Source organism: bacterium, assembly GCA_026416715.1.
Classification (GTDB): Bacteria; UBP4; UBA4092; order JAOAEQ01; family JAOAEQ01; genus JAOAEQ01.
This window is the reverse complement of sequence record JAOAEQ010000018.1, coordinates 68,143-76,357: the sequence shown is the minus strand read 5'-3', so window position 1 is coordinate 76,357 and position 8,215 is coordinate 68,143. Positions and strand designations below refer to the sequence as shown.

The following is an 8,215-nucleotide window of genomic DNA, read 5'->3' as shown; positions in this document are numbered from 1 at the left end:
AGATGTGTATAAGAGACAGGTGCATATTCAGTGCGAGATGGATTTTTAGGTATGATCAATTTTCAACAGCGTAAAGCATTAGATTCAGTGGTTCGTCATTTAGACTACTTTGCTTCAACCGTAAAAAATTTCCTGAATTTAAGTAGAATCGAAAAAGGTGAGATGCTGGTTCATAAGAGGAAAATAATGTTGAAAGAGGAAATAATCGATTTTTCGATTGAAGAATTTGCTAAATTAGCTAGTGAAAAGAATATACACATACTCAATCAAATCGAACCGGGTATTATCGTTGTTGGTGATAAAGACTTATTATTAATCGTAACGAATAATCTCATTGGTAATGCTATTAAATACGGGATTCCGAATGGTAAAATCGTTTTATCAGCAAGACTGTTAAACGGTCATTACCAAATTGAAGTTTATAATGATGGCAGACCGTTTACTCCGGAAGAAAAAGAGAAACTATTTAAGAAATTTTCCCGTTTAAGTTCTCCGGAGAGTAAGAAGACGCAAGGAACTGGGTTAGGTTTGTTTATTGCGAAACAGATTGTCGAACAGCATGGTGGCGTAATCTGGGCAGAATCGCGAGAGAACGGAAACGCTTTTATTTTTCAATTAGAAAGAGGGAATTAATATGGTAACGCCATTAGACATAGTTAAAAAGAAACGGGCACAAGCAATAAATCGAATTATCAGTAAAGGGTATTTATCAACCAAACGAATTTATGTTGGCATGGCGACATGTGAAATTGCCGCTGGTTCAAAAGAGGTTATGGAAGTTTTTCAACACGCGATTCAAAGCGGATTAACTGACGTTTATTTAAGTCAAAAAGGTTGTGCTGGCAGATGCAATCTCGAACCGACGGTAGAGGTAGTTGAAGAAGGTAAAATTCCTGTTAAATACGGTAAAGTAACTAAAGAAATGGCAAAAGAAATTATCGAACGACATATAAAAAAAGGTGATATTATTGAAGATTGGGTTATTCGATAAAAGGTGGGAACCAAGACATGGCGAAAATAAAAAAATATGTTATTACCCTGTGTGATGGACCGAGTTGTATTCATAAGCGGGTAAAAGAATTAACGCAAATCCTAGATCAGGCATTAACGAAACATGGATTGAAAGAAAAAGTTCAAATCTGTTTATCTGGTTGTTTGGGTATGTGTGAAAAAGGACCGATAATGATAGTCAATCCAGGGTATACCATTTATGGAGCGGTAACTGAAAAGGACATTCCGAAAATTATTGAGGAACATTTGGTTAAAGGAAAACCGGTGAGTCGGTTGGTTGTCGATGAAGACCATCTATTCAATCGATTCTACCGTATCTTTGGTGACGTACATTTTTTTGGAAAGCAAATGCGTATCGCATTGCGGAATTGTGGGATTATTGATCCTGAAAGTATAGACGATTACCTCGCCCTGCGAGGGTATGAAGCATTAGGGAAAGTTCTCACCGAGATGACTCCTGAACAGGTGATAGCAGAGGTGAAAAAATCCGGTTTACGAGGTCGTGGCGGAGCAGGTTTTTTGACTGGTCTCAAATGGGAATTAACTGCAAAAGAAGCGGATGAAATTAAATATGTTATTTGTAATGCGGATGAAGGAGACCCTGGTGCATTTATGGACCGTAGTATGATTGAAGGAGATCCACATTCGATTTTGGAAGGTATGATTATCGGAGCGTATGCTATCAATTCGAGGCAAGGGTATATCTATATTCGTGCGGAGTATCCGTTAGCGATTAAACGGTTGGAATTAGCAATTGAATCAGCGCGCAACGAAGGATTTTTAGGGAAAAACATTTTAGGGTCAAATTTTTCTTTCGATTTAGAGATTCGATTAGGTGCTGGTGCTTATGTCTGCGGTGAAGAGACCGCATTAATCCATTCGATTGAAGGACATCGGGGGATGCCCCGTCCCCGTCCGCCATATCCTTCCGTACAAGGATTATTTGACAAACCGACTTTAATCAATAACGTCGAGACTTGGGCGAATATACCTGTGATTATCCTCGATGGAGCAAAATGGTTCAGCTCAATCGGCACTGAAAAAAGCAAAGGAACTAAAGTGTTTGCATTAGCTGGGAAAATAAATAATACCGGATTAGTTGAGGTGCCAATGGGAACAACGTTACGTAGTATCATCTATGATATTGGTGGTGGCATTCCAAATAATAAGAAGTTTAAAGCGGTCCAAACCGGAGGCCCTTCAGGAGGATGCATACCCGAAAGCTATCTTGATACCCAAATCGATTATGAATCTTTAATTCAAGCTGGTTCAATTATGGGCTCCGGTGGAATGATAGTTATTGATGAAGATTCGTGTATGGTTAACGTCGCGCGATATTTTTTAGAATTTACGCAAAACGAGTCCTGCGGAAAATGCACACCATGTCGCGAAGGGACAAAACGAATGTTAGAAATTCTCGAACGCATTACAGAAGGTAAAGGCGTGGAAGGAGATATTGAAAAATTAGAGCGTCTCGGAACAATGATTAAAAAAGCCTCGTTATGTGGGTTAGGCCAATCAGGCCCAAACCCGGTATTAAGTACCATTAAACATTTTCGGAACGAATATGAAGAACATATTCGAGATAAAAAATGTCGGGCGCATTTTTGCCCTTCACTTTTAACCTATACAATAACCGAAAACTGTACCGGTTGCACTGCCTGTAAAAGAGTATGCCCAACCGCTGCGATTTCCGGCAGTGCGAAACAACGGCATGTGATTGACCAAAGCAAATGTATCAAATGCGGGTTATGTTACAACACCTGCAATTTTAACGCTATCACAAAGGTATAACGAAATATTGCTATGAAAAAGAATAAGCAGTATATTACGATTTATTTCAACGGCAAACCGTATAAAGTTGAGAGTAATCAGACAATTATGCAGGCGGCGGATAAACTTGGGTTTCGTATCCCGCGCTTGTGTTATCATCCACGATTATCTATCGAAGGAGCTTGTCGGGTGTGTATTGTTCAGATTGAAGGAATGAAGACGTATGTAGCTTCATGTGCGTATCCCGTTGCAGACGGAATGAAAATCTGGACGAACACCGATGAACTTCGTCGGGCGCGCCGCGATATTATTGAATTAATTCTCGATAACCATCCGGAAGATTGCCATACCTGTGAACGGGACGGGAATTGTGAATTACAACGGTTAGCTTCGATTATGGGAATTCGAAACCGACATTTCGTCGGTGAAAAGAAACAGTATGATAAAGATTTATCGTCACCGTCAGTAATCCGTGACCCCAATAAATGCATACTCTGTGGCCGGTGTGTTCGGATATGTTCCGAAATCCAAAAAATTAATGCATTGAATTATGCATATCGTGGTTTTCAAACGGTGGTTATGCCGGCATATAATCTTCCTTTTACAGAAACGGTTTGTACAACATGCGGACAATGTATCAATGTTTGTCCTACAGCAGCATTTGTGGAACGCAATTATACTCAAGAATTGTTTAAAAAACTCAACGATCCGAATTTGATTAAAGTGGTGCAATTTGCTCCTTCAGTTCGCGCTTCAATTGGAGAAGCTTTTGGGTTACCGCCAGGAACTTCTCTGCAAGGAGAGCTGGTTGCGGCGTTACATCGTTTAGGGTTTGATTATGTGTTCGACACCCAGCTTGGTGCGGATTTAACTATTATGGAAGAAGCGAGTGAATTTATTGAACGAATTCAAGGTCAAGGAAAACTTCCGATGATAACTTCATGTTCAAGTGCGTGGATGAAATGTATGGAACAATTTTATCCGGATTTAATTGATAATGTTTCAACCTGTAAATCACCGATGTCAATGATAGGAGCGCTTATCAGGACTTATTTTGCCGAAAAAATTAAAGTTGATCCGAAAAAGATATTAAGTGTAGCAGTGATGTGTTGTACGGCAAAAAAATATGAAGCAGAACGACCGGAATTGATGATAAACGGATTAAAAGGAGTTGACATCGTGGTTACCACTCGTGAAATAGCGTGGATGATTCAATCAGCTGGGATAGATTTTCTCGATTTAGAACCGGAAGAATTCGATGAACCACTGGGTATTTCATCGGGTGGAGGGACAATTTTTGGAACCACTGGCGGGGTTATGGAATCCGCACTGCGAACCGCTTATGAACTTTATCTCGGAGAAACATTATTAGACATAGAATTTGATGAATTGCGTGGATTTCAAGGAATAAAAGAAGGGAAGTTAATGTTGGATAATAAAGAAATTCGCGTTGCTGTAGCCCATGGGTTAGGAAACGCAAATGCATTATTAGAAATTGTTCGTTCTGACCCTACGAGGTATCATTTCATAGAAATTATGGGTTGTCCCGGAGGATGTATCGGTGGGGGAGGGCAACCTTATGCGGGAATCAATTCTATTCCGTTAGATGAATCCTGCTTACAGAAACGAGCCGAAGCGTTATACCAGATTGACCGAGCGAAAACAATTCGACGAAGTTATGAAAACCCTGATATTCAACGGATATATAAGAAATATCTTGGTCGTCCATTGAGTCCATTAGCCCATAAGTTACTCCATACCCATTATAAAGCGAAAAAACCTGTTGGCATTATTCCGCATCAACTTACGTTACGATAATAGAGGAGCAACTGATGACAGGATCGAAAGTGAAAACCACAGTAGATTTATCAGAACTACTTCAATTTATTGACGCAGTAAAAAAGCAAGAACATCCAGAATCGTATCTCATTGCCATCTTGCATAGAGCGCAGGAGTTATATGGATATCTATCACAAGAAGTTATGGATGCAATTGCATTGCAAATGAATATCCCTACAGCGCATATTTGGGGTGTTGCCACATTTTATCATTATTTCAACCTGAAACCACGTGGGAAATATCGAGTATCAGTTTGTTTAGGAACAGCGTGTTATATCAAAGGTGCACAGGATATTTTAAATACTCTTCAAGACAATCTTCAAGTTCCTCTGGGAGAAACTACTGAGGATAGATTGTTTACATTGCAATCAGCCCGATGTCTTGGCGCTTGCGGTATAGCTCCAGTTATTATGGTTGAAGATAAAATATATGGTTCGTTAACCCCGAAAAAGGTGATAGAAATTATCAAATATTATAGAAAACTTGCTGATAAATAATATTTTGGTTTTTAAATTTTGTAACCAACTATGAAGTATATTAACGAAGCTAAAATTGAAGAATTACTAACGAACTCAAAACCGGTTACCTCAGGTGAAGTAGATGCGATTTTGCAAAAAGCAAAATCATTACAACGCTTATCATTATCTGAAACTGCTACCTTATTGGCGGTCGAAACGCCAGAAGATATCCAAAAGATTTTTGAGACCGCTGCTTGGGTTAAAAATGCAATTTATGGAAAACGGATTGTTTTATTTGCTCCTTTATATATAAGTAATTACTGCGCAAACGCATGTCGGTATTGTGGCTTTAATTCGGAAAATAAACTGGTTAAACGGAAAGCGTTATCTCAAGATGAAATCAAACAACAAGTTGAGTGGTTATTAAACCGTGGACATAAACGAATTCTTCTTGTAGCTGGAGAAGCAAAACCAGCTGGAGAATGGTCGTTAATAGATTATTATATTAATGCGATTAACGCGGTATATTCTGTTTCTGTTGGTCCACATAAGATTCGGCGAGTAAATATCAACTGTGCTCCGTTGACCGTCGATGAATTTAAACAGTTAAAATCGGCTGGCATTGGCACCTACCAAATTTTTCAAGAAACCTATCATGAGCCAACCTATCGTTACGTACATCCGAAAGGACCGAAAAGTGACCCGAATAATCGAATTGAAGCAATTGACCGCGCTTTTGCAGCTGGCATAGACGATGTCGGTATTGGAGTTCTCTATGGTCTTTATGATTATCGGTTCGATACCTTAGCGATGTTAATGCATATCGAAGCGCTTGAGAACAAGTTCAATGTTGGGCCGCACACTATTTCAGTTCCGAGGATTGAACCTGCACCCGGTGTCGAGTTTACTGAACACATTCCGTATCGAGTTGCTGATACGGATTTCAAGAAACTCGTGGCGATTCTTCGGCTCTCAGTCCCTTATACCGGAATCATTTTATCCACTCGGGAAACGCCGCAACTCCGGGATGAACTAGTGAATCTCGGAGTATCACAAATTAGTGCAGAATCGAATACTGCTCCCGGTGGATATACTTCACAAGAGAAAGAATATTTCAGTGACCCACAGTTTGCGGTTAGTGATCATCGTACTCTCGATGAAGTTATCGGGTCGTTAATTCAGCAGAAATATATCCCGAGTTTTTGTGCTGCTTGCTATCGAAAAGAACGAACCGGAGAAACTTTTATGGCGTTAGCAAAACCTGGAACAATTAAAGGCAAATGCAGTATTAATGCGTTAATAACGCTTAAAGAGTATCTGGATGATTTTGCTTCTGATAATGTTCGAACTGAAGGATATAAACTCATTGAACAGATGAAAACTTGTTTAACTGATCGTGAACAGAAACAGTTAGCTGCGTTTTTCGATGAAATTAATCGTGGAATTCGAGATACATATGTCTAAGATTGACGAAATTTTATCTATTGTATATTCTAAATATTTCCCTGAACAAGAAGATATTATCTCTCTTCTTTCGTTGAAAGCAGAATCTGAACTAGAAGCTTTATTTAACTTCGCAGATAAGGTTCGAAAAGAATATGTAGGGGATGGGATTCTTATTCGTGGGATTATCGAGTTCTCAAATTATTGTCGCAACGCCTGTTGTTACTGCGGATTAAATAGAAAAAATTCCCGAATCAAACGGTATCGGTTATCGAAGCATGAAATCCTTAATAGTGTAGAACAAGTAGTGCGAGCTGGAATTAAAACTGTTGTACTACAATCTGGTGAAGATAATGATCTCAATCCTGATTGGTTGAGTGAAATTATCGCGGAAATAAAAGCGAAGTTTACCATAGCGGTAACTTTATCAGTCGGAGAGAGAAGCTATGCGGAATATCGCCTATGGCGGGAAGCTGGTGCAGACCGATATCTGCTGAAAATTGAAACTTCGGATCCAGAGCTATATCAAACACTGCATCCTGGAATGAGTTTTGAGAATCGGTTTCGATGTATAAAACAATTAAAGCAACTTGGGTATCAGACTGGTTCCGGAAATATTATTGGATTAAAAGGACAAACACTTGAAACCATCGCTAACGATATCCTTTTTTTTAAGCAAGAAGGACTCGATATGATTGGAATCGGACCGTTTATTTCGCATCCTGGAACAGAACTAGCGAATGAAATAAACGGGGATGCGTTATTGACGTTAAAGACAATTGCAATAACTCGTATTGTAACGAAATATCCAAATATTCCGGCGACAACCGCATTAGGCAGTTTAGGACACGACTATCGAATTGAAGGATTGAAATCTGGTGCGAATGTATTGATGCTGAATTTTACCCCGTTTCCGTATCGGAAATATTATGAAATATATCCAGGTAAGCGATGTGTCGAAGGCCCGGTCGGTGCCTCTGGTTTCTGGATGGAATCTCTTGCCAATTCTATCGGCAGATATATTGATTATTCTATTGGAGATACCATAACAATAACTAGGAAATAATCCCGAATATTCCATTAGGTTGTAATAGGAACAAAGTTTCCTGGTTAGATTTTCAACTTGCGCCAGAATGATATCAACCGAATTATTCCAAATAGGTTCAGACGGGACAGATACTTCGGTTGAAATGGGTATTTGTAGATTGCAAAATTTAGGTTTATTGAGGGAGTCTGAATTAAGAACGAAGTGGTTTTCATCAAATTCGATTTTAAACCAGAATCCCTAACGCTATAATTATACGCTATTCTTAAGGAGAAAAGTAAACCATGGGTAGTAATCCGTTGAAAGTATTAAAGAAAAAGAAACAGGAAGCGATTCATACGAATTTGTCTCGATGGACTGCAACAACCCGAATCAATGTCGGAATGTCGACCTGCGAAATTGCTGCTGGTTCTAAAATCGTTTGGGATATTTTACATCAGGAGATTAAAAAGCGGAAAATTAAGGATGTCTATATTGGGAAAAAAGGTTGTGTTGGGAGATGTCATTTAGAACCGACGGTAGAAGTGCTTCAATTTGGCAAAATTCCGTTCAAATATGAGAATGTTGATGCAAAAAAAGCGCGACAAATTGTTATTGACCATTTAGTCAAAAATAATGTTCCTTCTCCGAAAGAAAAACCAGGATA

7 protein-coding genes are annotated in these 8,215 nt (G+C 39.1%); all 7 read left to right on the top strand.

Translation table 11 applies throughout. The annotated features are described in order from the left end of the window. The first annotated feature begins 51 nt into the window (after positions 1-51). From N3A72_08700 to hydE, 7 genes are read left to right on the top strand one after another with little or no spacing between them, the layout of a single operon-like run. Entirely contained in the window at positions 52-633 is a 582-nt protein-coding gene (locus N3A72_08700; GenBank protein MCX7919665.1) for a HAMP domain-containing histidine kinase, read from the top strand. Between the two features lies 1 nt (position 634). Beyond that, on the top strand, positions 635-991 hold the full coding sequence (locus N3A72_08695) for a (2Fe-2S) ferredoxin domain-containing protein (GenBank protein MCX7919664.1): 357 nt from the start codon (positions 635-637) through the stop codon (positions 989-991). A 17-nt stretch (positions 992-1,008) separates the two neighbouring features. Then, positions 1,009-2,805, top strand: a complete 1,797-nt coding sequence (nuoF, locus tag N3A72_08690; GenBank protein ID MCX7919663.1) for an NADH-quinone oxidoreductase subunit NuoF — start codon at positions 1,009-1,011, stop codon at positions 2,803-2,805. A gap of 12 nt (positions 2,806-2,817) precedes the next feature. Further along, complete coding sequence (locus tag N3A72_08685) at positions 2,818-4,602, top strand: NADH-dependent [FeFe] hydrogenase, group A6 (GenBank protein MCX7919662.1); 1,785 nt, start codon at positions 2,818-2,820, stop codon at positions 4,600-4,602. Between the two features lie 14 nt (positions 4,603-4,616). Further along, positions 4,617-5,120 (top strand): NADH-quinone oxidoreductase subunit NuoE, encoded by a 504-nt coding sequence (gene nuoE / locus N3A72_08680; protein MCX7919661.1) that lies wholly within the window; start codon positions 4,617-4,619, stop codon positions 5,118-5,120. A gap of 30 nt (positions 5,121-5,150) precedes the next feature. Next, a complete protein-coding gene (gene hydG / locus N3A72_08675) occupies positions 5,151-6,545 on the top strand; it encodes a [FeFe] hydrogenase H-cluster radical SAM maturase HydG (protein MCX7919660.1) in 1,395 nt (464 codons plus the stop codon). Beyond that, positions 6,538-7,590: a [FeFe] hydrogenase H-cluster radical SAM maturase HydE gene (gene hydE / locus N3A72_08670; protein MCX7919659.1), complete on the top strand. Its 1,053-nt coding sequence runs from the start codon at positions 6,538-6,540 to the stop codon at positions 7,588-7,590. Before hydG ends, hydE begins: the two co-directional genes overlap by 8 nt. Positions 7,591-8,215 lie beyond the last annotated feature (625 nt).

Coding starts and splice junctions, on each gene's coding strand:
- N3A72_08700 (MCX7919665.1), top strand. CDS start 52: ATGATCAATTTTCAACAGCGTAAAGCATTAGATTCAGTGGTTCGTCAT.
- N3A72_08695 (MCX7919664.1), top strand. CDS start 635: ATGGTAACGCCATTAGACATAGTTAAAAAGAAACGGGCACAAGCAATA.
- nuoF (MCX7919663.1), top strand. CDS start 1,009: ATGGCGAAAATAAAAAAATATGTTATTACCCTGTGTGATGGACCGAGT.
- N3A72_08685 (MCX7919662.1), top strand. CDS start 2,818: ATGAAAAAGAATAAGCAGTATATTACGATTTATTTCAACGGCAAACCG.
- nuoE (MCX7919661.1), top strand. CDS start 4,617: ATGACAGGATCGAAAGTGAAAACCACAGTAGATTTATCAGAACTACTT.
- hydG (MCX7919660.1), top strand. CDS start 5,151: ATGAAGTATATTAACGAAGCTAAAATTGAAGAATTACTAACGAACTCA.
- hydE (MCX7919659.1), top strand. CDS start 6,538: ATGTCTAAGATTGACGAAATTTTATCTATTGTATATTCTAAATATTTC.